Here is a 25,718-nt window from a genome sequence, read left to right on the forward strand (position 1 = left end):
GTTAGGCTGCCTTATTGATTTGGGCATGCAGCGCGGTGAGCTCCGGCAGCAGCTCGAGCACCAATCCCACCTGCTGCAAGACCAATTGTTCTTTGCTTTCAGGTTCCGGAACGGCTTTGCTGATGCGCTCCGCCAGCTGTTCCAACGCCTGCGCAATGCGCTGGCTGTTCCGTTCTTCCTGATGCAGGGCGCCGTCCACGTAACACACGGCGTCATTGAGCAGATCGAGCGTGGCCGGGGTGTTCAGCCGCTCGCGGTGCGCCCCCAATGCGGAGATATAGCTCAGGAGCGTGTGGTTCAGACAGAGCAAGCGGAAGGCGGCTTCCTGCAGCGCTTTGTCGGCCTTGGGATCGGCTGACATGTTGGAGATGACCGAAGCCAGTTCCGCATCGCTGTTATGGGCATCTCGTCGTGCGATGCGGTAAGCGAGGCCGTTATCCTTACCTTGATGATATTGCACCAAAATGGCGTCCAGATAGCGGCAGTTGGCATTCAGCGTTTTATCCACCACCGCCGGCAGTTGGCGGAACTTCCAGTCTGGCCAGATGAAGCTGACGGCCGCCCAGGCGATGGCGCAGCCCAGCAAGGTATCGTAAACGCGCGGGGCGGCCACTTCGAATCCTTCACCCAACAGGTTGAAGCACAGCAACACCAGCAGCGTGATGAACATCGTCGCGTGGGCATATTGCACGGTGCGGAAAGCGAAGAACAGGACGCCGGTGATGACGATCAACACCAGTTGTCCTTCTACGGAAGGCACGAAATAGAGGATTGGCAGGCCGATCAGGATACCTGCCAGAGTGCCGATGATGCGCAGTGCCAGGCGCCGGCGGGTAGCGTTGTAGTTCGGTTGGCAGACGAACAGGCTGGTCAGCAGGATCCAGTAACCGTGCTGCATACCGGTGAACTGGATAAAGGCGTAACCGACGCACAGCACCGCCGACATGCGGATCGCATGGCGGAACAGGGCCGACTGCGGCGTTAAATGGCGGCTGATGCGCAGCCGGATGTCGCTCCAACCGGTCAAGCGATCGTCGGCCAGGCTGTTCTCTTCCGCTTGTCCGCTCGCCAGCGTTTGCTCGGACTCGATATTGGCCAACTGCGCATCTATCGCATGCAGGTTTTTCAGCAGATGCGCCAGCGCCTTGGTCTGTTCGCTATTGCCCTGGGTTTCGGCGATGCGTGCCAAGGCCTCCTGAATGCGGCTGAAAGCCGGCTCAAAACGCGGGTTGTGCTGGTATTTTTGCCGCAGCAGGATCGATTGTGCCAGCTGGCGGCAGGCGCGCGCCTGCATGCTCAGCAAACGCTGGAAGCGGAATAAAATATCGCTGTGACGGAATTGCCGGCTGAGCGCGTGGTACTGAACGTGGGAAGAGCTGGCGCGTTCGTGGATATCCTGCGCGACAAAATAGTAGTGCAAGGTGCGGCGGGTGCCGCGCTGGCCGCGATCGCCTTTCAGGCGCGTCAGCAGCGAGGCTTTGGTCTGGTTGAGTAACGCGACCAACGCGCTGTTGGCCATCGCGACATCCATCCATGGCAGGTCGGCGGCGCGTTCGGCGTCGGGATCGAACAGATTGGCCTTGGCATCCAGATAGTTGGCCAGTTGATCGTAACAGCGCGCCAGGTTCTCTTGCAGCGGCCGGATCGGGAACAGCAGGTGGCCCGCCAGCGTCAGCAAGTTGTACCACAATGCACCGATCACCAGCAGCAGCGGTTGCTGATACCAGGCATCGTACATGGAAGTGCCGAGCATGGTGTAAACCGCGATCAGCAGCGCACCGAAGGCGATGGTGGCGTAACGTTGCCCCAAGGCGCCCAGCAGGATAAAACCGCAGGTCGAGGTGGTTAAGCCAAGCGCGAACAACCAAGGGTAGGGAAACAGCAGCTCAATCGAGGCGGAAGCAATAAAGAAGCATACCAACGTGATCAGCAGATTGCGTAATCTGCCGGCCAGGCGGTCGTCCAAATCAGTCAGGGCGGCTGCCACCACGCCCAGCGTTAACGGGATAGTCAGCTTGGGAATGCCGAGCCACCAGGGAACGGCGGTGGTGCCGATCAGCGCAATGAGGATGCGCAAGTGATACAGCAGATTGCTGTTGTAAGTATAACGACGAACTGCGGGTGCAAAAGAGAGCACGAAAAACTCCTCAAACGGAGAAAAAATTAACGCTGTTGATAGTGGCGGCGAGCATTCTCAATACGGGCTTGCTGAGCCATTTCTACCGAGACGACGCGGCGTCCCACCGGCCACAGCGCGATGGCGGCTATTTTGAAATTGGCGATGCCGACCGGAATGCCGATGATTGAAACGCATTGCACGATACCGGCGGCAATGTGTGACAGACACAGCCACCAGCCGAACAGCACCAGCCAGATAATGTTGAGCAGCGAGCCGCCGGCGGAGAGCAGCGCATTGCTTTTTTCCGGATACAGTTCATCGACGTGTATCGCTTCGTTGCCGAACGGCACCAGCGACAGCTTGGTGATTTCCCAACAGGAGCGGGTAAGCGGCAGTGTGATGACAAGCAGCACGCTGAACACCGTAGCAATAAGCCAGCCTAGCGTGGTGAAGAAACCGCCCAACACAAAATTAAGAATATTCAGTACAGTACGCATAGACGTCATTCTGCTCTAATGATAGCCAAACCGCGATGCGGGCGTATTCACGATAAAAACGCAAAATCTATTCTACCCTTTTTTTAGCGCTAGAGTGCCACTGCTTATCGCAGGTAAACTGGCAGATATCCGTTATTTAATCTCAACATAGTCATGGCGCGACGATATGGAACTTAAAGCGACATCGCTGGGGAAACACCTGGCTCAGCACCCTTATAACCGCGTGCGGTTGCTGCACGCCGGCGTTGAGGTGAGCGGGGAAAAACATGAATACCTGATCCCCTTCAATCAACTGATTCAGGTCAGGTGCAAGCGTGGCATCGTCTGGGGCGAGCTGGAATTTGAATTACCGGACGAAAAAGTAGTGCGGTTGCACGGCACCGAATGGCAGGAAACGCAGCGTTTTTATCACTTTCTGCAGCAGGCGTGGCAGCAGTGGAGCGCCGAGATGAGCGACGTCAGCGCCGGCGTGTTGCAACAGCAGGTGGCGCAGATTAAGCGCATTGAACAACAAGATAAATGGTTCAAAAAGTCTGAGCTGGGCAAGTTGCAGCAGCAAATTCGCGAGGCTTTCTCCGCGCTGCCGATGCCGGTGGCGCGCCTGGAGGAATTCGATAACTGCCGGGCTGATTACCATCTGTGTTTGCAATGGTTGCAGCAGGGGGAGCGCAGTATCGAGCAACGCAACCGGCAGTGGACCGAGCGCATGCTGGATCAACACCATGATTTCTTCCAGACCGTCGAGAGTTCGCCGCTCAACGACGCCCAGAGCCGGGCGGTGGTCAATGGCGAGGATTCCGTGCTGGTGTTGGCCGGCGCCGGCAGCGGCAAAACGTCGGTGCTGGTGGCGCGCGCCGGCTGGCTGCTGCGTCGTCAGGAGGCTGAGCCGGGTCAAATCTTGCTGTTGGCGTTCGGCCGTCAGGCCGCCGGCGAGATGAACGACCGCATCAAAGAACGTTTGGGTGATGTCGGTGTTCAGGCCAAGACCTTCCATGCCTTGGCGCTGCAAATCATTCAACAAGGCAGCCGCAAAGCGCCGGCCATCAGCCGGTTGGAAACCGATGCCAAAGCGCGCAAAGAGCTGCTGATCACCCATTGGCGCCAACAGTGCGCGGAGAAGAAAGCGCAGGCCAAGGGGTGGCGTCAATGGTTGACCGAAGAGCTGGAATGGGAAGTGCCGGAAGGCGACTTCTGGCAGGATAAGCGCCTGGCGGATCGCCTGGCAAGCCGGTTGGAACGCTGGTTGGGGCTGATGCGCATGCATGGCGGCAGCCAGGCGGAAATGATCGAGCAGGCGGATGAAGAAATCCGCGATCTGTTTTCAAAACGCATCAGGCTGATGGCGCCGCTGCTGAAAGCCTGGAAAAGCGCCTTGAAAGAGGAAGGGGCGGTGGACTTCTCCGGCCTTATCCATCAGGCGGTCAACATTCTCGACAAGGGGCGCTTCGTCAGCCCGTGGAAACATATTCTGGTCGACGAGTTTCAGGATATCTCACCGCAGCGTGCGCTCTTGCTGGCGGCATTGCGCCGACAGAACAAGCAGACCTGCCTGTTTGCTGTAGGGGATGACTGGCAGGCGATTTATCGCTTCAGCGGCGCAGAACTGACGTTAACCACGGCCTTCGCCACGAACTTCGGCGAAGGCGCGCAGTGCGCGCTGGATACCACCTATCGTTTCAATGAACGCATCGGCGAGGTGGCCAACCGGTTCGTGCAGCAGAACCCGCACCAGCTGAAAAAACCGCTCAATAGTCTGAGCAAGGGCAATAAAAAGTCGGTGACGATCCTGCCGCACGAGCAGTTGGAGCCGCTACTGGACAAGCTGAGCGGCTACGCCAAGCCGGATGAGCGCATCCTGGTGCTGGCGCGTTACCACCATCTGAAACCGGAAGCGCTGGCGAAAGCGGCCACCCGCTGGCCAAAGCTGGATCTGGAGTTTATGACCATCCACGCCAGCAAGGGGCAGCAGGCGGAATACGTCATCATCGCCGGTTTGCATGAGGGGCGTGACGGCTTCCCCGCCGTGGCGCGCGAGTCGGTGTTGGAAGAGGTGTTACTGCCGCAGCCGGAGGACTTTCCGGATGCTGAAGAGCGCCGTCTGCTGTATGTCGCGTTGACTCGCGCCAAACATCAGGTATGGCTGTTGCAGGATCGTGAACGTCCTTCGGTGTTCGTCGACCACCTGCGTGAGCTTGGCGTTCCGGTGCAGAAAAAACCGTAAGCAGCTGGCCTGGCGGTAGCCAGGCCGAAAGGACTATTTCAGGCGGTCTTGCAGGTAACGCTGATAGTCGGGGATGGCGATCGCCACCTCGCTTTTGAACAGCGGAGAGTCAATCAAAAAATCAGCGGTCGAACGGTTGGTCGCTACCGGAATATTCCAGACGGTCGCCAGCCGCAGCAGCGCCTTCACGTCCGGATCGTGAGGAACCGCGTTCAGCGGATCCCAGAAGAAGATCAGCATGTCTATCTTGCCTTCCGCAATCAGTGCGCCGACTTGCTGATCGCCACCCATTGGGCCGCTCAGCATGCTGGTGACGGGAATGCCGCTGGCACGCTGGATCAGGTTGCCGGTGGTGCCGGTGGCGTACAACTGGTGCTGCGCCAGAATGGTCTTGTGGCTTTCAACCCATTCCAGCAGGGCCTGTTTGCGGTGATCGTGCGCCACCAGCGCAATGTGTTTGCGCTCGGCGATAGTGCGGGTGGTCAATTCCATCTCAGTGTCCTTCGCTAATCGGTGATGTGCGACAGATTACTGAAACTGTTTTTCACTGCCTAGCGTTTGCAGTTGAAAATGCGAAGAAAAGGCGCCTTCGCGGCTAAGGCGCCGGGAGGGATCAGCGAACCGGTTGTTTGTTGGCCCAGTGCAGGAAGCGCTTCTGGGTTTCCTTGTCCGCCTGTTGGAACCAGTATTGCAGCATCTGTTCCGACACGTTTTCACCTTTCAGCGTCACCGTCGGGGCATTCACCGGTGCGCCGGCCGGCAGGGAGGCTGTTGTGTTGCCTGCGTTCGGCTGGACGAAAAGCGGGACGGAAGCCGGGCGGTTTTGGCGATTGTAATCCGTCATCACCTTTTCCAAATCGGCATTGAAGGTGACACTGTCGGGATGCAGCACATCATGCTGGAACGGCAGGGCATTACCCTCTTTATCCACCACCCGATAGTTCAGCGTTTTATCAAAGCGTTGCGTGTCACGATCGTTCTCGATGCGCGGCAGTTCGATCGCCACCTGACTGATCTTTTGCGTATTGAAGGTGGCAACCAGCGGCAGGGACGCATAGGCCTGCGTATGCTGGCCGGAACGTACGGTTTTGGTCACTTTAAACAGCAGCTGGTGCTGTCCGCCATCCAGTTCAAGGCTGTCGGCGCCTTTTAACAACGAACCTGTCATTTTCTTGCCGTCGACCACTAGCAGATCGATGTCCGGGGAGAGTTTCAGGGTCGTAGCCGCGGCAGGCATGCTGATGCTGAGCAACGCCGCAACCACCAGACCAAATTTCATCATTATCTCCTTATAAAGTGACGTAGCTCTAAGTGTTGAACATGGCATAGGTTGTGTCAAAATTTTTCAATCTGGTATTTTATTTACATTTTTACATATTTATTTGTAATTAGACACGTCTGTGCGTGGCTGAACCGCGACAGCCTCAGACCATAAGATTACGCTGAAGTTTCCTGCGCGTAGCGTTTAGCTGCGCGAATGCCGATCGGTTACACTCGAAACGGAAGAGTGACGCAGTGATAAACGGGAGTTGAAGATGCAAGATCAAGAGATTGTTGAGTTATTGCAGCAGGTGAAAACCATCGCGCTGGTGGGCGCCAGCGATAACCCGTCGCGGCCCAGCTATGGGGTGATGGCTTATCTGTTGTCGCAGGGATATCAGGTGATCCCGGTGAGCCCAAAACTGGCGGGGCAGACGCTGTTGGGGCAGCCGGTTTATGCCACGCTGGCCGCCATCCCGCAGCCGGTCGATATGGTCGACGTTTTTCGCAATTCGGAGGCAGCCTACGGCGTGGCGCAAGAGGCGATAGCGATCGGTGCCAAGGCGCTGTGGTTGCAGATCGGCGTGATTAATGACCAGGCGGCAGTGCTGGCACAACAGGCCGGGCTGCAGGTGGTGATGGATCGCTGCCCGAAAATCGAAATCCCGCGTTTGGGGCTGGAGCGCTAAATAAAAAGAGCCCGGCGCGATGCCGGGCTCTTTCAGGGTTTCTCAGGTCTTGGCGCGGTCAATTGCGCAAGCGTGGCGCCTGTAACTGGTGACGGATGGATTCCGCCAGTTCATCCAGCGATGGTTGCTCGGGATGCGCTTCCTGGGGCTCGCCATCCAGCTGCGCTTCCGCCAGATAGGTATGCACCGGTTGGCCTTCCTCGTCTTCCATCACCACGTGGTACCAAGGAGCGGAACGCAGTTCATCGTTCGCCGCTATCTCGTCAGCTTTGGGTTGTTCCAAAGAGTATTCAGGGTCGATATCGATAACGACGCCCAAATACCCCAGCAGTTTATGCCTAACCTGTTGTCCGATACCGAATTTGCTGGCAATCATGATGACCTCCTGAGAAACAATGCCTTGCTCATATATGGGGGCAAGGCAGCGCATTTCAAGTTACATCACCCGACAAGCGAAGCCTTTCAGATACAGCCCCTCAGGGTACGTGGCGATCACCGGGTGATCGGCAGCCTGGCGGAACTGTTCTATAAATTGTACATCACGTCCGGCATCTACAGCGGCGTCGGCCAAAATTTTCTGGAACAGATCGGTCGGCATCAGCCCGGAGCAAGAGAAGCTGAGCAGAATGCCGCCCGGGTTCAGCAGCTGCAGCGCCAGCATATTAATGTCTTTGTAGCCACGGCAGGCGCTGGCCAGCTGGTTTTTGTTCTCGACGAACTTCGGCGGATCCATGATGATCAGATCGAATTTCTCGCCCTGGGCGCGGTAGTTGCGCAGCAGTTGGAACACGTCATCGCGAACGAACTCTGCCTTGTTCAGATCCAACTTGTTGAGCTCGACGTTCTGTCTGGCGATATCCAGCGCCGCCTGCGAGGTATCTACACTGATCACCTGCGCGCAGCCGCCCATCAGAGCGGAAACGGCGAAGGCGCCGGTGTAGGAGAAGCAGTTCAGCACCCGGCGGCCGGCGGAGTAGTTACGCGCCGCCAGGCGGCTGTCGCGCTGATCGAGATAGAAACCGGTCTTGTGCCCTTGCTGAATGTCCACCAGCAGTTTCATGCCGTGTTCTGTGATCGGCAGCAGCTCCGGCGGCAGATCGCCCAGCACCGGGCCCTGCGCCAGCGGCAGGCCTTCTTTTTTACGCACCGCCACGTCGGAACGGTCGTAAATCGAACATTCCGGGTAACAATGCTGCAGAGCGGAAAGCAGCGCCGGGCGCTGATATTCGGCGCCGGCGGACAGCAGCTGCAGCACCAGGAAATTCTGGAAGCGATCGATAGTGATGCCCGGCAGGCCGTCGGATTCGCCGGCGATCAGGCGGTATCCGTCCAGGCCGTCGCGCTGCGCGACCCAATCACGCCAGCTTTGCGCTTGCTGCAGGCGGCGAATGAAGAAATCGATGTTAATCTCTTCATCCTGCTGGAAAGTCCAGACGCGTGCGCGGATCTGCGACTCGGGCGAATAGGCGCCGCGAGCCAGCCATTTGCCCTGGCTGTCGAGAATATCGATGGTTTCACCGGAGAGCGCTTTGCCCTCGACGCGTTGAACGGCGCCGGAGAACACCCAAGGGTGGCGACGGAGTAAGGACTTTTCACGTCCTTTGGCGAGAAACAGGCGTACGGTCATAATTAATAATGCTGCCAGCTAGGATAGAAAGAGTGACACGGCGGTGCAAAGGCACGGCAATGCCATAACGAAAACTGAATTAAGGGGGCGATTATGACACAAGTTTGCATTGCTGCGTATGTGTATGGCGTGGTGCAGGGGGTAGGGTTTCGCTATTCCACTCAGCGGCAGGCTGAGGCGCTGGGGGTGACGGGCTATGCGCGCAACCTTGATGACGGCAGCGTTCAGGTGGTGGCCTGCGGCACACAGGAGCAGGTGGACTCGCTGGTCGCATGGCTGAAGCAGGGCGGCCCGCGCAGCGCGCGCGTCGAACGCGTGCTGGTGGAGCCGCAGGGCGTGACCGACTACGACGGGTTCGGCATTCGCTATTAAGTGCTCGCCTGCAGCGGCGCTGCGGGCGGAGCGGTCAGATGCATTTTACCGGTTTGGGCAATCCGGCGATCTTGGTGGCCTGTTTGGCCGGCCCTTTCGGGAACAGGCGGTACAGATAGCGGCTGTTGCCTTTTTCTTCACCGTATTTCTGCGCCATGGCTTTGACCAGCATGCGAATAGCCGGTGAGGTATTGAATTCCTGATAGAAGTCGCGCACAAAGCGCACCACTTCCCAGTGTGCTTCGGTGAGCACGATCTCTTCCTGCGCGGCCAGCAGCGGCGCCAGGCCTTCATGCCAGTCGGCGCTGTTTTTCAGATAGCCCTGCGCGTCAGTGTCGATAACCCGACCTTCAAACTCCAACATACTGCCTCGATAACGGATAATTCGGAACGGCCGCCAGTTTAGCAAATTTTTTCAGCCGCAAAAAATAAAGCCCCGCCGGAGCGGGGCCTGGAAGGCGGGGTAACACGCGATCAGTTGCTGCGGGCGAAGCCCAGAATGCTCAACAGGCTGATGAACATGTTGTACAGCGATACGTACAGGCTGACGGTGGCGCGAATGTAGTTGGTCTCGCCGCCGTGAATGATGTTGCTGGTTTCCCACAGGATCGCGCCGGCGGAGAACAGAATGAACAGCGCGCTGATCGCCAGGTGTAGAGCAGGGATCTGCAGGAACAGGTTGGCGATCACCGCCACCAGCAGCACCACAAAACCGGCCATCATCATGCCGGACAGGAACGACATGTCTTTACGGGTGGTCAGCACGTAGGCCGAGCAGCAGAAGAACACCGCGGCGGTGCCGCCCAGCGCCAGCATGATCAGATCGCCCGCGCCGGCGTTCAGGAACGAGCTGAGGATCGGGCCGAGGGCATACCCCATGAAACCGGTCAACGCGAACGCCGCCAGAATGCCTGCCGGGCTGTTGGCCAGTTTATGCGTCAGGAACATCAGGCCGTAGAAGCCAACCAGCATCAGCAGCAAGCCCGGCGCAGGCAGGCCCAGCAGGGTACTGGCGGTTGCGGTCAGCGCCGAGAAAGCCAGCGTCAGGGATAACAGGAAATAGGTGTTGCGCAGGACTTTATGCGTGCTGAGCAGGGAGTCGCGCGAGGAAGACGAGACGACAATGCGGTCCATAATGATCTCTCTTATCAGGCCATCACAAAATAATCCCGATGATAGGCAGCGCAAGCGCTTGATTAAAGTTTGTTTACCAATCTTTACCCTTAGTTATCATTGTTGCAACAGCGGGGGGAGCGGCCGCGCGTTTGTTCGCCGGCTTGCATCATTCCGTCGATTTTTCGCGCGGTTGAACGCGCCTGGGCTTTACAAGCGAATAAGCTCTGTTTATAGTGCGCGTCGTTGCGGAGGGGTGGCCGAGTGGCTGAAGGCAACGGTCTTGAAAACCGTCGACGGGAAACCGTTCCAGAGTTCGAATCTCTGCTCCTCCGCCATACATTCTGACCCCGCGCTCTTAGAGCGCGGGGTTTTTTGCTTTTGCGTGCTGAGAACTTGACGGTCGCCCGCAGGAAACGCGAACGGCTATTGATAAGGGCTACGCATCGGTGAGATTATGCGGTCATCAAGGCAGGCTGCTCGGATGCCTGCTGCTGTCAGGCGTGACCGGCACGATAATTAACGCCGCCTTATCGATTTTGCTTAATACTCTTAGGAGACAGAGATGAACTGGTATCAAGTCGCCCTATGGACCATGATTTTTCTCAAGTCCGGCGCTTTCCTGGTGTTCGTATGGTGGTGGATGTTCAAACGTGCGACCAAACCCTATGAGCGTCCGAAAGACGTCGTGGTCGACGAGACGCCGTATGACGATAGCCTTACGATGGAAGAGGTGATGAAGAATCACGGCATCGTACGGACTGAAAAGCCGCTCTGATCGTCGAATGTCTGTGTTGCTATCAACCCGAGCCTGTGGCGCTCGGGTTTTTTATTCCCGCCGTTACTCGCGATGCATCCCTTTTCCCCTATCTTGTTTGACCCCTGTAGCGATTTATTTAAATGAATTATCTTTCAGTATATTTTTTAATATACTTTAAAGGTGGGTTTTATATTGATAGGGAAAGATATATTTTTCTCTGAAAAATTCATCCTTATCGACTGAGCAAAGAAAAATTCGCACGCTGTTTCTTGTGTGTCTGAATATTCATGTGCAGAGAGTATCGCATTTCCGGGCTACTCCTATAGCGGTAGGTCGGATAATTTTTAAGGTAGGGGAAAAGTAAACCTTACGTGGAGGGATGAGGAGGTTTAAGGAATCTAAGATTTTTCTTTGTGTGTTTTTTCTTTTTATATCAATGGCTTTTTGTTTTTTATGCCACAAGCGCTTTTATGAGGAAATGGCGGCCATCATTTAACCCGCGCAGTAAGCAGCCTGCCGTACTCACTCTTTTAAGGCACACATCCTTCCGGTCATTGCTCGATTCATTTTTTTTATTGTTATGAAAATTATTTGATTCGATGTTGCAATTTTTTTGTCTTTGGAATTAATATGTCCTGCATCTGGCGGTGAATGAGATTTTTCCCATTGCCGGATACCTTTTAGAATACACTTGGATATATATAAATATATACCGTCGCATATAAACTTTTAGATGGCAGGATGCTGTCAATACTCTGCTATTGCCTAAGCTTCGTTAGCCTCTAAACGGTTTAATGGTGTAGGTCATTTTATATATGCTCTCTCAGCGAAGAAAGTAATGGGGTTTATTATGATTAAGCAAGGCATCTCTTTGGCGGTATTGGCTGCCGCGTTAACATCTGTGGGCGCAACGGCGGCAGATAATTCCGCCGGTGGCGTTATTTCGTTTAGCGGTGCCGTTACGGATACCACTTGTACCATCAATGGCGGGAAAAGCGCCGATTTTACCGTTGCGCTCAGCCCGATTTCCGTGACTGATGCGGGCACCGTGGTCGGCCCCATCACCAAAAACAAGAAATCTTTCTCGCTGACGTTCTCCGGCTGCACGCCGGCGGCGGGAACGGCCGGTACGCCGCTGAAGATCTACTTCTCTTCGGCGAATAATATCTCTACCGACGGGAAATATCTGCTGAACAGCTCCGTGAATGAAAGCGACGCCGCCGTAGCGAAAAACGTCGGTTTTTCTCTGGCTGAGCCGGGTTCATCCACGCCGATTCCGTTGAACGTGCCTTATGTCACCAAGATCAAAGGCGATAAAACGGCGCCGGATGCCGAAACGCTGACGCTGGACGCCTATTACTACAAGACCAATGCGTTGGAAGCAAAAGTGGGGGAATTGAGTTCCAACGTGACTTACACCATTTCTTACCTGTAATTGCAATTAAGCCAGGCCTGCGCCCAAGGCAAAGGCCTGGCTTCTGGGGTGACTATGAAACAGTGCTTAATCTTTGCTGGATTGTTTCTCAGCAGCTTTTGCGCCGATGCCAATATTGTAATTAATGGAACGCGCGTTATTTATCCGGAAAAAAACAAGGATGTTATCGTTCAGTTAGTCAACAATGGTGACGATCCGGCACTGGTGCAGGCATGGATTGATGACGGTGATATAAACTCGACGCCTGAAACGGCAAACGTGCCGTTCTTGTTATCCCCGCCGGTTGTGAAAGTTGCCGGAAATAATGGCCAGCAATTACGCATACAAAAAATGAACGCGGCGCTTCCCGGCGATCGTGAGTCGGTATTTTATTTGAATGTGCTGGATATCCCGCCTACGCCGGAGAATTTGCAGGGCGTCAATACGCTGCAATTAGCCATCAAATCACGCATCAAGCTATTTTATCGCCCGGCAGGGTTAACCGGCAGTGTCAATAACATCACCGACTTCATTGAACTCCAGGCGGCGGGGAAGGGATTTAAGGTTATCAACAAAGGCCCTTACTATTTTACGTTGGCCAATGTTGATCAGAAAGGCAAAAAGAATCTGTTGGTCGATTCAGTGATGGTCGGGCCATATTCCAGCCTCTTTGCCCCGACCAAAGTTGGCGTGAGCCGGAATATTCCCTACACCCTGCTCTATATCGACGACCTGGGGGCTTATAAATCTAAAGCCATTACAGCCCGCTAACGTGAAGAACGGCCATGAAGCTTAAACTAAAATTGCTTTCGATACTGACCGCATCTGTATTCATACCGTTAAATAAAGCATCGGCGATGAAATTCGACACTTCTCTATTGGCCGGCGCGTCCAGCGAATCCGATCTGTCGCGTTTTTACCTCAATAATGACATGCCGGCAGGCACGCAAACGGTCGACGTGTATGTCAACCAGAGTTGGAAAGGGCGGTTCTCGTTGCAGTTCGGCGAACATAAAGGCGATATTCGCATCGCCCATCGTGACGCCGCCCTGTTGGGCATCGATATGAGTCGTTTGTCCATCGGGGTGGATAAGGGGCCGATCCCTGTCCAAACGTTGGTGCAAGGAGGAAGGGCGGACTTCGATGTGGGGACGTTGAGCCTTAAGCTGACGGTGCCCCAGTCGCGAGTGATTCGCGCAGAGGCCGGCTATGTTGACGCCAAATTTTGGGATCGCGGCGTGCCTGCGTTGCTGCTGGCCTATAACGCCACCTATTACCACGTGCAGTCGTTGCAGGGCGACAAGGCGTCAAACGACGATTTCTATACCGGTTTGGAATCGGGGGTCAATCTGGCGGGTTGGCAATTCAGAGACAGCAGCAATTTCCGCAGCAGTTCGCGGCAAGGCAGCGATTGGCAAAATAATACTCGCTATGTGCAGCGTGGCTTCGCCGCCATCAAATCGAACCTGACGATGGGCGATTTCTATTCGCCGGGTGATTTGTTCGACTCGATTCGGGTGCGGGGCGGCGCTTTAGCCTCGGATATCAACATGCGGCCCAATTCGCAGCAGGGCTTTTCGCCGATAGTACGGGGCGTGGCACAGAGCAATGCCCTGGTGAAAGTATTGCAAAACGGCAATCTCATCTATCAGGAGAACGTGCCGCCGGGCGCCTTTACGCTGGACAATATATTGCCGACCGGTTCTGCGGGGGATCTGTTGGTCGTGGTCAGGGAAGCCGACGGGCGGGAACAATCCTTTACCGTGCCGTTTTCCGCCGTTCCCAACATGTTGAAGCAGGGCGTCAGCAAATATGGCCTGGTGGCCGGTAAGGTCAATCAGGCGGATACCGACTATGCGCCCGCTTTCGTGCAGGGCACGCTGCAGTACGGCTTCAATAATCTGGTCACCGGTTATGCCGGTACGATCCTCAGCGAGGACTATCGCGCCTGGCTGCTGGGCAGTGGCTGGAATCTGCCGTTCGGCGCGGTATCCGTCGATGTGACTCAGGCCTCGACGCATTTGCAGGATCGCAACGAGAATGGGCAAAGTTTTCGGATCGCCTACAGCAAGTTTTTGGACGCTACCGCAACCAACTTCACGCTGGCGGCTTACCGTTATTCGACCAAAGGTTATTACAGTTTCAACGATGCCATCTACACCCATCAAGGCTACCGCGAGCGTGACAAGCGCTTTCACGATTATTGGAACGATCGGGATGACGATGAGCTTGCCCCGCTGGATTTGAATACCTGGGACGCCGTTCGCGCCGCTCGTCCGCGCAATACCTTCAATTTGAACCTAAATCAGAGGCTCGCAGACGGGTGGGGCACGCTCTATTTCTCCGGCACCCAGCGCGACTATTGGTCGGATACGAATAAAAGCCGGGAATACCAGCTCGGGTATTCAAATGCCTTCGCGCGGGTCAGTTACAACATTTCCGCGAGTCGCGTGAGAAATTCCGATCGCAAAGAAGAGACGCGGTTTTATCTCTCTCTGAGCGTGCCGTTGTCGATGTTCGACAACAATGCCTATCTCAGCACCAGCTTATCCGCCACCGATTCGCACTATCAGCAAAGCTCGCTGAGCCTGAGCGGCAATGCGCTGGAGTCAAACCGTCTGAGTTATGCGCTTGCCGGCAGCAATCAAAGCGGCGGCAACAGCATGGCGAGCGTGAATGCCGCCTATCGCGCCAACGCGACGACCGTCGGCGGCTCCTACAGTGAATCATCAGACTATCGACAGTTGGGCATGAGCGCCCGCGGCAGCCTGGTGGCGATCCCTTGGCATTTGCTGGCGTCCAACGAAATGGGCAACACCATGATGGTGGTGGACGCGCCCAAGGCCAAAGGGCTGATGGTGAACGGCGACGAGAGCATCGTCACTAACGACGAAGGGCTGGCTTTGGTGCCTTACGCCACGCCTTACCGGCAAAACTCCGTGACATTGTCGGATACCGGCAACAGTTCCGGCGCCGAGATCGTCGGCAATATCGCCAACAGCGTGCCCTATGCCGGCGCCGTCAACTATTTGAGATTCGAAACCGATCGGCGTCGGCCTTATACGCTGCGCGCCTTTAAGCGCGGCAATAAGCCCCTGCCATTTGGTGCGGAGGTGGCGGATCAAAGCGGGCATGCCATTGGCTTCGTCGGGCAGGCCAGCGTCCTGTATCTGCGGGTGGAGCAGCAGCCAACGTCGCTGGAGGTCAGGCTGAATGACGGTGTCTGCAAGATTGAACGCCCGAAAATCTCGATGGACAGCGCAGCCAACACATGTCGATAAAAGGATAATTACACCATGCTCAGGATACTCGCACTGACCCTGTCCTTGTTGTTCAGCGGTTACAGTTACGCTTCATGCTACGGCAACGGCATCCAATATGCGCCGCCTATCTACGTCGATTTGTCGGATAAGCTCAGCGATAAAACACCGGTCTGGGAAGGCAGTTTTTATACGCAATACAGCGGTTCATTCAGTTGTTCAACCTCGAGCAGCGAATTCGGCTATACGCGCATCCTGTCAACCGACAGCACAAAGGCGACCATTCTGGGATTCAACAACGGTAAATATTGGATACGCGCGGAAATAACCAACGACATCGCCAACAAAAAACTTAGCGGTTGGGGATCGCACTCCGCTTCGGAATTGAATCAGCCGATGAATATTCGTTTCAGTCTGGTCAGCAAGACGGGCACATCGATACCCGGCGACACGGTTAGCCTTAAGGACGTGATGTTCGTGACCGATCTGAGCGGGATGTCCTTGCTGGAGATCATTTTGTGGCCCGCCAAGCAGTTGGTGAAGATCTTGACCTGGCTGCTCAACGGTTTCAATTGGCCTTACGATCAGCGCGATATGTACGGACAGCCGATGACCATCAAGTATGCGCCCAAGATGACGACCTGCACTTTCGACAATGCCGGCCTGGCGGTGAAGTTGCCGACGCTGGGGATATCGCAGATTACTCAGGGGGCGCAAAATGGCCTGACGCCCTTTACGCTGAATTTCAGCTGCCAGAATCGGCAAAGTGGCGGCACGGCCGATCGGGATATCAATATGTTTTTATCCAGCAATAATCTGTTGTCTTCGGATAATACGGTTTTGATTGATAAAAGCGCTGAGGCGGCAAAAGGCATTGGCATCCGGCTGGTCAAGACGGCTTCGCCGAATAATCCCGTCACGCTGTCGCTTTCCAGCGTGACGCCAGGCGCGGCGACTTCATTATTTCATGTGGGAACCGGCAATGCCTTGGATGCGCAATTTTCCATCGGCATGGCGGCCTATTATTATCCTTACAGCCCCACCGCAATGAGCAGCGGGGGAATTAACACATCGGCTACGCTTAACATTATATATAAATAATTCTTTTGTTATTTTTAATAATAAAAAACAGGTTGCCACATATAAGAAAAATCTTAACATGGTAATTGGTGGCGAATATTATTTGCTTGAATAATATTGGTGTTTAATCCGGATCTCTATGTTGAGGATGAATTGTATGACGGAACAAATCCAGATCGGTGTCAAAGTGGAAAAATCGCTAAAAGATGAGGTTGACGTCATTCTTCGCGGTTTGGATATTAAGCCGACGACGGCGATAAATGGGCTTTATCAATATATCTCGCAGCATGGAGAGCTCCCTTTTGTCATATCAACCAGCGTGAAAACACCGAAGGATATCGCCGGCGGGTTGTTCAAGAACCTGTTTTCCTTACAAAGCACGCTCAGCGTTTTCCTGGATAAAGTGCAAATGAAGCGGTGTGTCAGCAGGGAGGAAGTATTGATTGTGCTCGATATATTGCGCGACTTTATCGTTGGTTTTCGCCAAAGCGCGCAATATCTCGGCGCTTCGCCTTTCGGTCGGCGCGTAGTTTGGAAGGATGCCGTATGCGCCGTCGAGAGTATTCATGAAATTCTAGATAATAACGTGAAATACAGTGAAGATGGTATTATGAATTTGGATGAAAAATATCTCTCATCGCTGTCCGCATTGCTGATCTCATTATGTTCTTCACTTAAGTAAGTCGGACCAATAAAGTTAATTGACATGACTGCCATGGGGGCGTTGTTAAAAACGCGCCCATGACAAATAGCAATGGGGTGATCCTGTGCGAGTGGCTATATTTTCTGATGATTACTATTTATTCTATGGCATATCGCAGATCTTAATGTCGTTGGAGGGCGTTGAAGTTATGGGTCTGCATTCATCTGCACGCCGTGGATTACATGCCATGTATTGTCATGCAGAAGTGGTCATCGTCTCTTTCTCGTCTATCTGTCGGGTTATGAATTTCTTATCGCATATTGTCGACAGGCCTGACAATACGATCGTCTTAACCGGCGTGGAAACGCCGCGACTGGCGAATTTTAACTGTCTGAAAAAAAACATCGGTCTTACGACGTTCGTTGAGGCAATAAAAATGTTCACCGCGAGCTGCAAAGGGCAGAGCCTGTCGCCGCGCGAGCTTTCGGTGTTGGCCATGCTGCTGGCGGGAAAACCGAATACCGGCGTCGCTAAGGCGTTGGGCATTTCCGAGAAAACCGTCAGCCAGCATAAAATGAACGCCATGCGTAAATTGGAAATCGAACGTTTTCACCAATTTATTGTTGCGGCAGATGAGCGAGTGTAAGCGTGATGCCGTTGGCAGAGTGAGCGCCGTCTGATGCCAGAGTAAAATAAACCCGCCGAAGCGGGTTTTTCCGTCAGTTTTTGCAGCCCATCAACTCCGGCAGAACGCCGGGCTTGTTCTTCAGCGAAGCCTGTACGTCGTCCGGCAGACCAGCCCAGATGATCAGGCCGGTGCGTTTCTCGATCTCGTCCACCGTCACGCGGAATTGGCAAAAATCGGCGCCCTTCGGCGTGTTTTGATCGAATAGGAAAGCGGCATAGTGGTTCACCGCCGGGCTGTTGTTGATGAAAATCACCTTCCAGTAGGCGCTGGGGATAGTGTGTGCTTTCTGGGTGCCCGGCAGTTTGCCCATATCGCGTTCATACAGCGGCCCGGTCACGGTATAGACCGAAGAGATGTCTGCGCGATCGATCAGCTTGCGCTCCTGATCTTCCAGCCGCGCCCAGGCGCCCTGGTTCAGGTCGGACTTTTGCGGCGTGATGTTGGACAGGTAGTTCAGCGATTCCCAGTCGGAAACGCCGGCCAACGAGGCCAGCGGCGCCTGATGGCCGCGATCGACCTTCAGCGCCGCGTTGGCGCCGGTGTAATCGGCAGGGGCCAGGGTATCTGCCGGATTGAGAGCCGGGTCGGTTTTCCAGTTGCGCGTCTTGCCGCTGGCCGGCGTGTCTTTGGTGATGTGATAGGCCACCCAGTTGGCGAATTTGGTGGTGCTGTTATTGTTCAACGTATAAGCATGACGCACGATCGACACATTGCTGCTGCCGCCGGTCGGGCAGCCAACCGCGCAGTTGTCGATAGATTCGAGCGTCTCGGCCGACGCCTGTGCGGCGAACAGCAGGGCGGCCAGGGCCAACATCTTGTTGTTAAAGCGCATATTCATATCCTCAATAAGTTAAAAAAATACTGTATATATTTACAGTAAATTAAACTTATCGCAGTGAAACGAATACAACAATGCAACACATTCATGTTGTGAATGTGTCAGTCATGGTACAGCGATACCGCACGTTAAAGTCGGCAGAAATAAAAACGGCGTCCAACAGACGCCGTTTCAAAAGGGGGTTATTCCAGCAGGTCGTTGACCGTGCGGCGAACGTAGTGCGTCATCTGCGCCAGATCGTCCGGTGATACCGGCCCGCCGCCGGCGCGCACCACCTGCTGTTCAATCTGGGCGATCTCTTGCTCGACTTTGTTGGCGATTTGCACTTTGACTATCTTGTCCACCGAAGACAGCAGCACCTTCAAGACCACTTTCAGCGCGATGTTCTCGCAGAACGAGTCGTAGTGATGAACCGGCGGCGGCGGGGCCGGAGCCGGCTCGGGCGCGCGCGGAGCCAGAGCCTTGAAGCTGTCTACATTTTCAATAATAAGATCCATGTCTCTTATTAGTTCATCAAAATCTTTAGACACTGACTTATTCCCTTCGCTGTGCGCAAAAAACAGAGCGCCCGTCCTCGCGCCTAAGGCTGACAAGCGACGGGCAGAACGAATTCGGGCCTGGCCTTCAGACGCTGAATGGCCGGGGGAGGGGCATTCTAACCTTGCGGCGGGTCGGCAACAAGATGGGGCCGTGCGAATGCGCGGCCCTTTGAATCACGGGTGCAGGGGGGCGATTAACTTTTCAGCTTGGCGGTGATTTTCGCCACGTGCTCGCCCTGATAGCGGGCAATGGTCAGCTCTTCGTTGCTCGGCTGTCGCGAACCGTCGGCGCCGGCGATAGTGGTCGCACCATAGGGGGTGCCCCCGCGCACCTGCGAAACGTCAAACAGCTCCGGCGTCGCATAGCCGATCGGCACGATGATGAAGCCGTGGTGCGCCAGCGTGGTCCAGGTCGAACTGATGGTTTGCTCCTGGCCGCCGCCGGTGCCGGTGGAGGAAAATACGCTGCCCACCTTGCCGTACAGCGCGCCGGAAGCCCACAGGCCGCCGGTCTGATCGAGGAAGGTGCGCATCTGTCCGGCCATGTTGCCGAAGCGGGTCGGCGTACCGAAGATAATGCCATCATAGTCCGCCAGCTCTTGCGGGGTGGCGACCGGCGCCTGCTGGTGTTGTTTGCCCCCGGCCTTGGCGAAGGCTTCCGGCGTCATGGTTTCCGGCACGCGTTTGACCGTTACGTCCACGTTATCGACCCGATTCGCCCCTTCGGCCACCGCCTGCGCCAGGCGTTCGATGTGGCCGTACATTGAGTAATAAAGCACCAACAGTTTCGTCATGTTTCGTACTCCCGCTCAGATGATTAACAAAAACCCCTGATAAGCATAGAAGCGAATGACGAACTTGGCGTCGTGGCGTTACCTGATGCCGGCGATCGCCAACAGGGCGCCAAAGACAATCAGCAGCCCGCCAAAGGTGCGATCGATGCCGCGGCGCAAACGCAAAAAGCGCGCATTGACGCCCGGCGCGGAAAACAGCAGCGCGACGGCGGCGAACCAGAATACATGGACGGCGGCGATAAAGAGGCCATAGCCGATCTGTACGCCGAGCGCGGTGTGGGGAGAGACCACCTGCATGAACAGACTGACGATGAAGATGGTGGTTTTCGGGTTTAACGCGTTGGTGAGAAAGCCGGTTTTCAGGGCGGCGAGATCGCTGATGGCGGCCGGCGTCGTGGTGGGCGCGGCGTCGTGATGGGTTGCGTTGCGCAGCAGCGTAAAGCCGAGGTAGATCAGGTAGGCGGCGCCGATGCCTTTGAGCAGGTTAAACAACCAGGGCGACTGTTGGATCAACACGCCGACGCCAATCAGCGTATAGCTGACATGGACCAGTACGCCGGCGCCAATGCCGCAGGCGGTGAAGATGCCGGCGCGGCGGGAGAGCAGCAGGCTGTTGCGCGATACCATGGCGAAATCCGGTCCGGGGCTGATTACAGCGAGTAAAGTAATGGTGACGACAGCGATGAGTTCAGTCATAGTTATCCTTGCGATTTTTATCAATAGAGTGACTGATTTATAAGAGTAATTTTTCTCGGTGACAAACGATGAATAGTGACGATATCGGTGAGAAAAACTCACGCAATAGAGCCAGGCCATTGCCGCTGGGCGGGCTGCGCTGCTTCGAGGCCGCCGCGCGGCTGGAAAGTTTCACCCAGGCGGCGCAGGGGCTGAATTTGACACATGGCGCCATCAGCCGGGCGGTGCGGGCGCTGGAAGAGGAATTGGGCGTGGCGTTGTTTGAGCGCCGCCATAGGCGAGTACTGCTCACGGCGGCGGGCCGCAAGCTGTTTCAGGCGACACAGCAGGCCTTCGGCATTCAGGACCATACCGCGCTGGAGCTGCGCCAGCAGGCGCTCAATGCGCCGCTGATCTTGTCCTGTGAACCGACCTTATTGATGCGTTGGCTGATCCCGCGTTTGCCGGCTTTTCAGCGGGCGCACCCGGACATCAACTTACAGCTGGTGGCGGGCGGCGGGCCGTTTTCGTTCCATGACGGCATCACGGCGGCGATCCGGCGCAATGACTTCGATTGGGGAAAGCAGGCGCATAGCCTGGCGCTGTTCAATGAAAAGGTCGGGCCGGTGTGCCAACCCGAGGCGCTGACGAGGCTGACGGCCTCTGTGGACGGACGGCGGCTTTTGCGGCCAGGCGCCAAACTGCTGCATGCCGCGACCCGGCCGGATGCCTGGCGGCACTGGGCGCATCAGCAGGGGGTGACATTGGCGGGGCATCCGGAACAGCGCTTTGACCATTTCTATTTCAGTCTGCAGGCCGCGGTAGCCGGCCTTGGTATCGCAATCGGCCCATGGCTGCAGGTGCGAGACGATCTGGCCGCCGGCTTGTTGAGCGCGCCGTTCGGTTTTACGCCCGACGGCAGCGGCTATTACCTGCTGTCGCCGCAGCCTATCGTGCCGGGCAGCGCGTTGGCCCGGCTGGCCGAGTGGCTAACGCTCACGGCAGGCGTCTGAGTTTTTGCGCCAGCCGCTGTTCTTGCCAGCGGCTGAAGACGTTGCGCAGCAGCAGGGTGCGCACCGCCCGCATGATCAGCGCGAGGCTCATGCCGCCGATCGCCCATAGCGCCCAGAGATAGTGCGGGTGGGTAAAGACGTTGACAGCGAGCAATATCGCGCCGATGACGGCGAAACGCACCGCCATGCTCAGCAGCTTGCCCTCTGCCGCAACCTGGCGACGAAGGCGCTGCGCCTCAGGCGTCTCCTCCTGCGGTGTCTGCGGCGGCGCGTTGAGATCGCTGACCTGCACGCCCAGTGCGGCGGCGATCGCGGTCAAGGTTTCCAGGCTGGCCTGTTCGCCGTTTTCAATCCGCTGTACGGTGCGGGTGCTGAGGCTGGCGATGGCCGCCAACTGCTCCTGCGACCAGCCTTTTTCCAAGCGTAATGGTCTGATGCGGTACTTTTGCATGGTGCACTCCCGAGTTCGCTGTCACTGTCATCCAGTGTAGGAGGCGCGGGGTAGCGGCGCCACGACAGCGGCACGACAGCGACACGACATCCGCCGCCGGCGCGGGCCGGCGGGCAGTCAGAAGGCGACGTTGCGGATAAAGCGCAGCGGGAGATCGCCGTGGTTGGCGTAAGCGTAGCGCTGATCGCTGTTGAAGGTTTGCGTGGCGCCGGCGCTGAGCGTCAGCGTGCCTTGTTCCAGTTCCAGCGTCAGGGTGCCGGCAATCACGTAGATCATCTCGCTCCAGCCTTCGGCGTCCGGCGCCGAGTCGTAGCGCTCGCCCGGCATCAGCGTCCATTCCCACAGCTCGGCCCGTTGGCGCGCCGGTACGCTGGCGGCAAACAGCGCCTGGCTGCCCGGCTGTGCGCCTTGCCAGGCCAACTCGCCTACCAGATGGCTGCCGCGAGCCTCTGGCGCCTGAATCAGATCGGTGAACGAAATCGCCAGGGCGGCGGCGATCTTGTCGAGCACCGCCAGACTGACGTTGCGATCGCCGGCCTCGATGCCCGCCAGCATGCGGCGGCTGACGCCGGAAAGTTCGGCCAGCGCCATCTGGCTCAGGCCCGCCTGTTGGCGGTAGCCGCGCAGATTGCTGCTCAGGTACTGCAGCACTTTGGGGGGATCGGTTTTCGCGTTATGCGCCGTATTGCTCATCGCCGGACTTTATCTCATACTGGCAGGAACTGTGCATTATATTGCACTCAGCAGGAAGGGCAAGCCGGTGTCAGCAGCAAAAAAATCCTTTATTTCCGCCGTGGTTCCGCAAATCAGGTTGCCGGAAGCGGTGTTGATTTTCATCACCATGATCTGGGGCGGCACCTTTTTGGCCGTGCATCACGCGATGCAAGTCAGCGGGCCGTTCTTTTTCGTCGGTCTGCGTTTCGCCACCGCCACGCTGGCGTTGACGCTGTTTTCGCTGCGCGTGCTGCGCGGCCTGACCCTGTATGAACTGAAGGCAGGCATACTGATCGGGCTGGCGATCATGTTCGGCTACAGCATGCAAACCGTCGGTCTGCAGACGATTACCAGCAGCCAATCGGCGTTCATCACCGCCATGTACGTGCCGATCGTGCCGCTGTTGCAATGGCTGGTGCTGGGGCGGTTCCCCGGCATCATGTCGTGGATCGGTATTCTGCTGGCCTTTACCGGCCTGATGCTGCTGGCGGCGCCGAGCAGCACGGACATGTCGCTGAGCCTCGGCGAAATTCTGACGCTGGCCGGCACGCTGGGCATGGCGGCAGAGATCATTCTAATCGGCGCCTTTGCCGGCAAGGTGAATATCCGCCGGGTGACCATTGTGCAGCTGGCGACCGCCTCGCTGGCCTCATTTTTGATGATGGCGCCGACCGGCGAATCGCCGCCGCCGTATTCGGATTACCTGCTGTACAGCGCCATTGGGCTGGGGCTGGCCAGCGCGTTGATCCAGCTGACCATGAACTGGGCGCAGCGCAGCGTTTCACCCACGCGCGCTACGGTGATCTACGCCGGCGAACCGGTCTGGGCGGGCATCGTCGGGCGGCTCGCCGGTGAGCGTTTGCCGGGCGTGGCGTTGTTGGGGGGCGCGTTGATTGTGATCGGGGTGGTGGTCAGCGAGCTGCGCGTACGGCGCAAGGGGAAAGCGGCGGTGGCGACGGAAGCGGATTAGCGCAGAGGCAAAAAAGAGCAAAGGGGCGGAGATATCCGCCCCTTTTTGCATCACGCGGTTTTCTTCTTGCGCAGGAACACGTAAGACAGGCCGAGCAGGATGAACCACAGCGGGGTGACGATCAGCGCCTGGCGGGTGTCTTCGCGCAGCGACAACAGCACCAACACGAACACGAAGAACGCCATGCACACCCAGCACATCAGTTTGCCGGCCGGCATTTTGTAGATCGATTTCTGGTGCAGCGCCGGGCGCCGTTTGCGGTAGACCAGATACGAACACAGGATGATGGTCCAGACGAACATGAACAGAATCGCCGACACGGTGGTCACCAGGGTGAAGACCGTCATCACGTTCGGGATCAGGTAAATCAGCACCACGCCGCCCAGCAGGCAGATGCAGGAGAAGGTGAGGCCGTTGGCCGGCACCGCGCGCTTGGACAGGTTGGCGAACGATTTCGGCGCGTCGCCTTCCTGCGCCAGCCCGAACAGCATGCGGCTGGTGGAGAACACCCCACTGTTGGCGGAGGAGGCGGCGGAGGTCAGCACCACGAAGTTGATCACGCTGGCCGCGGCCGGCAGGCCAATCAGCACGAACAATTCAACGAACGGGCTCTTGTCCGGCACTACGGAGCTCCACGGCGTCACCGACATGATGACGATCAGGGCGAACACGTAGAACATGATGATGCGGATCGGAATCGAGTTGATGGCGCGTGGCAGTGACTTCTCCGGATCCTTGGTTTCCGCCGCGGTGGTGCCCACCAGTTCAATGCCGACGAAGGCGAATACCGCGATCTGGAAGCCGGCGAAGAAACCGCTGATGCCTTTCGGGAACATGCCGCCGTCATTCCACAGATGGGTGAACGAGGCTACGGTACCGGTTGGCGACTGGAACTGCATGGCGATCATCACCAACCCGGCGACGATCAGCCCGACGATGGCGACGATTTTGATCATCGCAAACCAAAACTCCATTTCGCCGAACATCTTCACCGTCGCCAGATTAAGGCCGAGCAGCAACAGCACGCACAGCAGCGAAGCGATCCACTGCGACAGTTCAGGGAACCAGAACTGGGCGTAGGCGGTGATCGCCACGACGTCGGCGATGCCGGTGACCACCCAGCAGAACCAGTAGGTCCAGCCGGTGAAGAAGCCGGCCCACGGGCCGAGCAGATCCGCGGCGAAATCGCTGAACGATTTGTATTCCAGGTTGGACAGCAGCAGCTCGCCCATGGCGCGCATCACGAAGAACAGCATAAAGCCGATGATCATGTACACGAAGATGATCGAAGGGCCTGCCAGGCTGATGGTTTTACCGGAACCCATAAACAGACCGGTGCCGATGGCGCCGCCGATGGCGATCAGTTGAATATGTCGGTTAGTGAGGTTTCGCCGTAGATGATCTTCTGAAGCGGGCGTCGCGTCAGTCGCTATTTTAGAGTGATCTACCATCTGATGATGTCCTGTTTTACCTGTCATTAGTGAAGTCGTGAGCTCTGAAGTGGCTCTTTTTTATACATTTATCCGGTTGGTCCGGCTTTAGTAAGGTAGTGCAATAACGCCACCTTTGTGCAACATGTTTACAACATTTATACGCGGGATAAAAGTCGATCAATCTTTACACGAGAGGAGGCAAATCGGACGTTCAGGGAGCGGAAGATTACTCTTCAAACGGTGGGATTAACAGACCTTATGCGGCTTATCTCGTTGATTAAACAAAGGGTTGTAAAATTCGCATGAGAAAAAGTAATGGGTGTAAGCGTTTGACAGCGAGGCTGACAAGAAGGGCGATTTATCTCGTTGGGCCGTTAGCTCAGGCGGATGAGCCGTTGACGCCTAATCAACGAGACAGAGGTTCGCCCCCTGTACGGCCCGCCAACCAAATCAGCGTGTTACGCTCAGACATTTCTTTGATTGTGCCCTCATGGCGCCGTTTTAAGCGCGTATTCTGCAAAAAAATTCGCATTTTTCGACTGATGTTC

The 25,718-nt window shown here is 56.3% G+C and carries 27 protein-coding genes and 2 tRNA genes; 14 read left to right on the top strand and 15 right to left on the bottom strand.

The genetic code is table 11. The features are described 5' to 3' along the window. Position 1 precedes the first annotated feature (1 nt). Complete coding sequence (gene yccS / locus CPH57_RS05440; RefSeq protein WP_046686789.1) at positions 2-2,137, bottom strand: YccS family putative transporter; 2,136 nt, start codon at positions 2,135-2,137, stop codon at positions 2-4. Positions 2,138-2,163: 26 nt separating this feature from the next. Beyond that, on the bottom strand, positions 2,164-2,616 hold the full coding sequence (locus CPH57_RS05445) for a YccF domain-containing protein (protein ID WP_025302313.1): 453 nt from the start codon (positions 2,614-2,616) through the stop codon (positions 2,164-2,166). Positions 2,617-2,782: 166 nt separating this feature from the next. On the opposite strand from CPH57_RS05445, the gene helD reads away from it, so the two are divergent. Then, complete coding sequence (gene helD / locus CPH57_RS05450; protein ID WP_096242116.1) at positions 2,783-4,837, top strand: DNA helicase IV; 2,055 nt, start codon at positions 2,783-2,785, stop codon at positions 4,835-4,837. A gap of 33 nt (positions 4,838-4,870) precedes the next feature. On the opposite strand, the gene CPH57_RS05455 is transcribed toward helD, so the two are convergent. Together CPH57_RS05455 and CPH57_RS05460 are read right to left on the bottom strand one after the other, a co-directional pair. Beyond that, the gene (locus CPH57_RS05455; protein WP_033642596.1) at positions 4,871-5,329 is read right to left on the bottom strand and encodes a methylglyoxal synthase; all 459 of its coding nucleotides are present in this window, start codon (positions 5,327-5,329) and stop codon (positions 4,871-4,873) included. A gap of 121 nt (positions 5,330-5,450) precedes the next feature. Continuing rightward, positions 5,451-6,116, bottom strand: coding sequence for a DUF2057 family protein (locus CPH57_RS05460; protein WP_096242117.1), 666 nt, complete (start codon positions 6,114-6,116; stop codon positions 5,451-5,453). A gap of 256 nt (positions 6,117-6,372) precedes the next feature. Between CPH57_RS05460 and CPH57_RS05465 the strand changes: the two genes are divergently transcribed. Next, positions 6,373-6,786 carry a CoA-binding protein gene (locus CPH57_RS05465; protein WP_033642598.1) on the top strand — a complete coding sequence of 138 codons (414 nt, stop codon included), beginning with the start codon at positions 6,373-6,375 and terminating at the stop codon, positions 6,784-6,786. A gap of 58 nt (positions 6,787-6,844) precedes the next feature. Here CPH57_RS05465 and hspQ read toward each other — a convergent pair whose 3' ends face one another. Continuing rightward, positions 6,845-7,162, bottom strand: coding sequence for a heat shock protein HspQ (gene hspQ / locus CPH57_RS05470; RefSeq protein WP_004928104.1), 318 nt, complete (start codon positions 7,160-7,162; stop codon positions 6,845-6,847). A 60-nt stretch (positions 7,163-7,222) separates the two neighbouring features. Next, positions 7,223-8,413: a 23S rRNA (cytosine(1962)-C(5))-methyltransferase RlmI gene (rlmI, locus tag CPH57_RS05475; RefSeq protein ID WP_042784137.1), complete on the bottom strand. Its 1,191-nt coding sequence runs from the start codon at positions 8,411-8,413 to the stop codon at positions 7,223-7,225. A 93-nt stretch (positions 8,414-8,506) separates the two neighbouring features. Here rlmI and yccX point away from each other — a divergent pair, with 93 nt between their 5' ends. Further along, positions 8,507-8,785, top strand: coding sequence for an acylphosphatase (yccX, locus tag CPH57_RS05480; protein ID WP_033642600.1), 279 nt, complete (start codon positions 8,507-8,509; stop codon positions 8,783-8,785). A 34-nt stretch (positions 8,786-8,819) separates the two neighbouring features. Here the strand turns inward: yccX and tusE are convergent, their stop codons facing one another. Then, positions 8,820-9,149 (bottom strand): sulfurtransferase TusE, encoded by a 330-nt coding sequence (gene tusE / locus CPH57_RS05485; protein WP_033642601.1) that lies wholly within the window; start codon positions 9,147-9,149, stop codon positions 8,820-8,822. Between the two features lie 110 nt (positions 9,150-9,259). Then, positions 9,260-9,919, bottom strand: a complete 660-nt coding sequence (yccA, locus tag CPH57_RS05490; protein ID WP_033642602.1) for an FtsH protease modulator YccA — start codon at positions 9,917-9,919, stop codon at positions 9,260-9,262. Positions 9,920-10,148: 229 nt separating this feature from the next. Between yccA and CPH57_RS05495 the strand changes: the two genes are divergently transcribed. The 8 genes from CPH57_RS05495 to CPH57_RS05530 all read left to right on the top strand — a co-directional run bounded on the left by CPH57_RS05495 (position 10,149) and on the right by CPH57_RS05530 (position 17,701). Next, positions 10,149-10,236 (top strand) — tRNA-Ser (locus CPH57_RS05495). 227 nt (positions 10,237-10,463) lie between these two features. Next, positions 10,464-10,676, top strand: a complete 213-nt coding sequence (locus tag CPH57_RS05500) for a hypothetical protein (RefSeq protein WP_004928089.1) — start codon at positions 10,464-10,466, stop codon at positions 10,674-10,676. 820 nt (positions 10,677-11,496) lie between these two features. Beyond that, positions 11,497-12,093 (top strand): fimbrial protein, encoded by a 597-nt coding sequence (locus CPH57_RS05505; RefSeq protein ID WP_369825806.1) that lies wholly within the window; start codon positions 11,497-11,499, stop codon positions 12,091-12,093. 54 nt (positions 12,094-12,147) lie between these two features. Continuing rightward, positions 12,148-12,843 carry a molecular chaperone gene (locus CPH57_RS05510; protein ID WP_033644245.1) on the top strand — a complete coding sequence of 232 codons (696 nt, stop codon included), beginning with the start codon at positions 12,148-12,150 and terminating at the stop codon, positions 12,841-12,843. A 14-nt stretch (positions 12,844-12,857) separates the two neighbouring features. Next, positions 12,858-15,353: a fimbria/pilus outer membrane usher protein gene (locus tag CPH57_RS05515; protein WP_033642603.1), complete on the top strand. Its 2,496-nt coding sequence runs from the start codon at positions 12,858-12,860 to the stop codon at positions 15,351-15,353. A 15-nt stretch (positions 15,354-15,368) separates the two neighbouring features. Further along, a complete protein-coding gene (locus tag CPH57_RS05520) occupies positions 15,369-16,433 on the top strand; it encodes a fimbrial protein (RefSeq protein ID WP_004928073.1) in 1,065 nt (354 codons plus the stop codon). A gap of 136 nt (positions 16,434-16,569) precedes the next feature. After that, positions 16,570-17,094: a hypothetical protein gene (locus tag CPH57_RS05525; protein WP_049866670.1), complete on the top strand. Its 525-nt coding sequence runs from the start codon at positions 16,570-16,572 to the stop codon at positions 17,092-17,094. Positions 17,095-17,263: 169 nt separating this feature from the next. Next, positions 17,264-17,701: a helix-turn-helix transcriptional regulator gene (locus CPH57_RS05530; RefSeq protein ID WP_197665001.1), complete on the top strand. Its 438-nt coding sequence runs from the start codon at positions 17,264-17,266 to the stop codon at positions 17,699-17,701. Positions 17,702-17,774: 73 nt separating this feature from the next. On the opposite strand, the gene CPH57_RS05535 is transcribed toward CPH57_RS05530, so the two are convergent. From CPH57_RS05535 to CPH57_RS05550, 4 genes are all read right to left on the bottom strand, one after another. Continuing rightward, on the bottom strand, positions 17,775-18,575 hold the full coding sequence (locus CPH57_RS05535) for a DNA/RNA non-specific endonuclease (protein ID WP_033650698.1): 801 nt from the start codon (positions 18,573-18,575) through the stop codon (positions 17,775-17,777). 188 nt (positions 18,576-18,763) lie between these two features. Further along, positions 18,764-19,078, bottom strand: a complete 315-nt coding sequence (locus CPH57_RS05540) for a hypothetical protein (protein ID WP_016928271.1) — start codon at positions 19,076-19,078, stop codon at positions 18,764-18,766. Between the two features lie 236 nt (positions 19,079-19,314). Beyond that, on the bottom strand, positions 19,315-19,914 hold the full coding sequence (gene wrbA / locus CPH57_RS05545; protein WP_033650699.1) for an NAD(P)H:quinone oxidoreductase: 600 nt from the start codon (positions 19,912-19,914) through the stop codon (positions 19,315-19,317). Between the two features lie 78 nt (positions 19,915-19,992). Further along, entirely contained in the window at positions 19,993-20,610 is a 618-nt protein-coding gene (locus tag CPH57_RS05550; RefSeq protein ID WP_096242118.1) for a LysE family translocator, read from the bottom strand. A gap of 68 nt (positions 20,611-20,678) precedes the next feature. On the opposite strand from CPH57_RS05550, the gene CPH57_RS05555 reads away from it, so the two are divergent. Then, positions 20,679-21,602, top strand: a complete 924-nt coding sequence (locus CPH57_RS05555) for a LysR family transcriptional regulator (protein WP_096242119.1) — start codon at positions 20,679-20,681, stop codon at positions 21,600-21,602. Here CPH57_RS05555 and CPH57_RS05560 read toward each other — a convergent pair. Together CPH57_RS05560 and CPH57_RS05565 are read right to left on the bottom strand one after the other, a co-directional pair. Then, a complete protein-coding gene (locus CPH57_RS05560; RefSeq protein ID WP_069100862.1) occupies positions 21,586-22,053 on the bottom strand; it encodes a helix-turn-helix domain-containing protein in 468 nt (155 codons plus the stop codon). The two genes, CPH57_RS05555 and CPH57_RS05560, sit on opposite strands and share 17 nt — an antisense overlap. 117 nt (positions 22,054-22,170) lie before the next feature. Next, on the bottom strand, positions 22,171-22,746 hold the full coding sequence (locus CPH57_RS05565) for a helix-turn-helix domain-containing protein (protein ID WP_033642611.1): 576 nt from the start codon (positions 22,744-22,746) through the stop codon (positions 22,171-22,173). A 67-nt stretch (positions 22,747-22,813) separates the two neighbouring features. Between CPH57_RS05565 and CPH57_RS05570 the strand changes: the two genes are divergently transcribed. Beyond that, positions 22,814-23,737 (top strand): DMT family transporter, encoded by a 924-nt coding sequence (locus CPH57_RS05570; RefSeq protein ID WP_069100861.1) that lies wholly within the window; start codon positions 22,814-22,816, stop codon positions 23,735-23,737. 50 nt (positions 23,738-23,787) lie between these two features. Here CPH57_RS05570 and cycA read toward each other — a convergent pair whose 3' ends face one another. Next, entirely contained in the window at positions 23,788-25,188 is a 1,401-nt protein-coding gene (gene cycA / locus CPH57_RS05575; RefSeq protein WP_033642613.1) for a D-serine/D-alanine/glycine transporter, read from the bottom strand. 350 nt (positions 25,189-25,538) lie between these two features. Here cycA and CPH57_RS05580 point away from each other — a divergent pair. Continuing rightward, positions 25,539-25,614 (top strand) — tRNA-Arg (locus tag CPH57_RS05580). The last annotated feature ends 104 nt before the right edge of the window (positions 25,615-25,718 follow it).

The sequence above is a fragment of the Serratia sp. JKS000199 genome (assembly GCF_900215455.1).
Taxonomy (GTDB): domain Bacteria; phylum Pseudomonadota; class Gammaproteobacteria; order Enterobacterales; family Enterobacteriaceae; genus Serratia; species Serratia ureilytica.

Bases quoted from the DNA above. Each gene is read 5' to 3' on its own strand.
- rlmI (WP_042784137.1), bottom strand. From the start codon at position 8,413: ATGACCGTACGCCTGTTTCTCGCCAAAGGACGTGAAAAGTCCTTACTC.
- yccX (WP_033642600.1), top strand. From the start codon at position 8,507: ATGACACAAGTTTGCATTGCTGCGTATGTGTATGGCGTGGTGCAGGGG.
- cycA (WP_033642613.1), bottom strand. From the start codon at position 25,188: ATGGTAGATCACTCTAAAATAGCGACTGACGCGACGCCCGCTTCAGAA.
- CPH57_RS05560 (WP_069100862.1), bottom strand. From the start codon at position 22,053: ATGCAAAAGTACCGCATCAGACCATTACGCTTGGAAAAAGGCTGGTCG.
- CPH57_RS05565 (WP_033642611.1), bottom strand. From the start codon at position 22,746: ATGAGCAATACGGCGCATAACGCGAAAACCGATCCCCCCAAAGTGCTG.
- CPH57_RS05530 (WP_197665001.1), top strand. From the start codon at position 17,264: ATGGGTCTGCATTCATCTGCACGCCGTGGATTACATGCCATGTATTGT.
- CPH57_RS05540 (WP_016928271.1), bottom strand. From the start codon at position 19,078: ATGGATCTTATTATTGAAAATGTAGACAGCTTCAAGGCTCTGGCTCCG.
- CPH57_RS05455 (WP_033642596.1), bottom strand. From the start codon at position 5,329: ATGGAATTGACCACCCGCACTATCGCCGAGCGCAAACACATTGCGCTG.
- CPH57_RS05465 (WP_033642598.1), top strand. From the start codon at position 6,373: ATGCAAGATCAAGAGATTGTTGAGTTATTGCAGCAGGTGAAAACCATC.
- CPH57_RS05525 (WP_049866670.1), top strand. From the start codon at position 16,570: ATGACGGAACAAATCCAGATCGGTGTCAAAGTGGAAAAATCGCTAAAA.
- CPH57_RS05555 (WP_096242119.1), top strand. From the start codon at position 20,679: ATGAATAGTGACGATATCGGTGAGAAAAACTCACGCAATAGAGCCAGG.
- CPH57_RS05550 (WP_096242118.1), bottom strand. From the start codon at position 20,610: ATGACTGAACTCATCGCTGTCGTCACCATTACTTTACTCGCTGTAATC.
- CPH57_RS05510 (WP_033644245.1), top strand. From the start codon at position 12,148: ATGAAACAGTGCTTAATCTTTGCTGGATTGTTTCTCAGCAGCTTTTGC.
- tusE (WP_033642601.1), bottom strand. From the start codon at position 9,149: ATGTTGGAGTTTGAAGGTCGGGTTATCGACACTGACGCGCAGGGCTAT.
- CPH57_RS05535 (WP_033650698.1), bottom strand. From the start codon at position 18,575: ATGCGCTTTAACAACAAGATGTTGGCCCTGGCCGCCCTGCTGTTCGCC.
- hspQ (WP_004928104.1), bottom strand. From the start codon at position 7,162: ATGATTGCCAGCAAATTCGGTATCGGACAACAGGTTAGGCATAAACTG.
- CPH57_RS05515 (WP_033642603.1), top strand. From the start codon at position 12,858: ATGAAGCTTAAACTAAAATTGCTTTCGATACTGACCGCATCTGTATTC.
- yccA (WP_033642602.1), bottom strand. From the start codon at position 9,919: ATGGACCGCATTGTCGTCTCGTCTTCCTCGCGCGACTCCCTGCTCAGC.
- CPH57_RS05460 (WP_096242117.1), bottom strand. From the start codon at position 6,116: ATGAAATTTGGTCTGGTGGTTGCGGCGTTGCTCAGCATCAGCATGCCT.
- CPH57_RS05505 (WP_369825806.1), top strand. From the start codon at position 11,497: ATGGGGTTTATTATGATTAAGCAAGGCATCTCTTTGGCGGTATTGGCT.
- CPH57_RS05500 (WP_004928089.1), top strand. From the start codon at position 10,464: ATGAACTGGTATCAAGTCGCCCTATGGACCATGATTTTTCTCAAGTCC.
- wrbA (WP_033650699.1), bottom strand. From the start codon at position 19,914: ATGACGAAACTGTTGGTGCTTTATTACTCAATGTACGGCCACATCGAA.
- CPH57_RS05445 (WP_025302313.1), bottom strand. From the start codon at position 2,616: ATGCGTACTGTACTGAATATTCTTAATTTTGTGTTGGGCGGTTTCTTC.
- helD (WP_096242116.1), top strand. From the start codon at position 2,783: ATGGAACTTAAAGCGACATCGCTGGGGAAACACCTGGCTCAGCACCCT.
- CPH57_RS05520 (WP_004928073.1), top strand. From the start codon at position 15,369: ATGCTCAGGATACTCGCACTGACCCTGTCCTTGTTGTTCAGCGGTTAC.